The organism is Halomonas sp. 707B3 (assembly GCF_024158645.1).
In the GTDB taxonomy this organism is placed as follows: domain Bacteria; phylum Pseudomonadota; class Gammaproteobacteria; order Pseudomonadales; family Halomonadaceae; genus Vreelandella; species Vreelandella lionensis.
Genome location: NZ_JAMZBE010000297.1, coordinates 1 through 1,349 on the forward strand (window position 1 = coordinate 1; position 1,349 = coordinate 1,349).

General features: G+C 63.9%; 1 protein-coding gene. It reads left to right on the top strand.

From position 1 onward, the window contains the following. The coding region (locus BIS10_RS18755; RefSeq protein WP_253507800.1) for an ATP-binding protein at nt 1-1,349 on the top strand (1,349 nt) is incomplete at both ends.

The window sequence follows — 1,349 nt, forward strand, 5'->3', positions numbered from 1 at the left end:
CGACTATAATGAGGCGCGGGACGCGCTAAACGACCGCCACAGCGAAGTGGTCAGCGATTTGCAGCAGACCCAGCGCCGCCTGAATGATCTACAAACCCAGTACGAGCAATACGCCGAGGCGGATATGCCCGCCCTGGAGCGCGACATCAACGCGCTGCCCCAGTGGCGGGAACAGCGTGACCAGCTGCGCACCCACCTAAACGTGATGCAGGACGCGGTAAAAGAGAGCCAAGCTCGCCTGGATGGTCGGCTGCGCGAATTGTCTGAGGCGCTGGCCCGCCAGACCCGTGAATCCCAGGAACTGATCGACGCCCTGGTCGAAGAGAAAGCCTTGCGCCGGGAGCAGCAGTGGGAATCCGAACAGCAGCTCAACGAACGCTACCAGCAGGAGCGCCAACGCCTGGAAGGCGAGTATCAGGCGCAGTTGGAACTCGGCGTTGAGCAACTCGCCGAACTGAAAGCGCAACTCTCGCTCTCGACCCAGACCGCCGAAGAGGCTTCCGAGGCGGAGCTTGCCCAGGCGCGCCTGGATCAGGCCCAGCAGGAGCGCAACGCCTCGGCCGCTACTCTGGATGGCCTGCGCCGGGAGTTTGAAAGCCGCAAACGCGAGCGGGACAGCGCCGAACAGCAGTTGGTGCAACTTCGACAGCAGTTAGAGCGCGCCGAGCAGCGCTGCTTTGCGCTCTATCAGCAGCGCGACCCGGAGCAGGGCAGCCTGCGACACTTCCTGCGCTACCATCGCCCCGGCTGGGAGCAGCAGTTAGGCAAGGTGATTGCGCCGGAGCTGCTGGAGCGGCGTGACCTCGCCCCGCAACTGGCAGAAGGCGCGAGCGATGATCTGTTCGGGCTGGCGCTGGATCTTTCCGCCATTGCCCTGCCAGATTACGCCCAGGATGAAGCCAGCCTGCTGGCCGCCATCGAAGAAGCGGACACCGCCAAGCGCCGGGTGCAGACCGAGAGCCAAGCCGCCGAAAAATCGCTCAAACAGCATAACGAGCGAGTGCAGCAGGCCGATGAAGCCCAGGATCAGGGCCGCATGGCCCACAAGCGCGCCGAGCAGGAAGTCGAGTTTGCGATAGAGGCCCGCCGCCAGCAGCACGAGCGCCACTCCAAGCGCCAGCAGGAGCGCCGCGCCGCCCATCAAACCGCGTTAGCCCGCCAAGAGCAGGCGCAAAAGGAGCTGCGCGAAGAGAAGCAACAGGCGCTTGCGGCCCTTAGCGAGACCCATCAAAGCCAGTTATTAGAGCTAAAAGCCGACGGCCAAAGCCAGGTGGATAGCCTGGATGCCCAACTGCGCCAGTATAAGCAGCAGTTGAGCGACGCCAACACCGAGCACCAGCGCCAGCGTG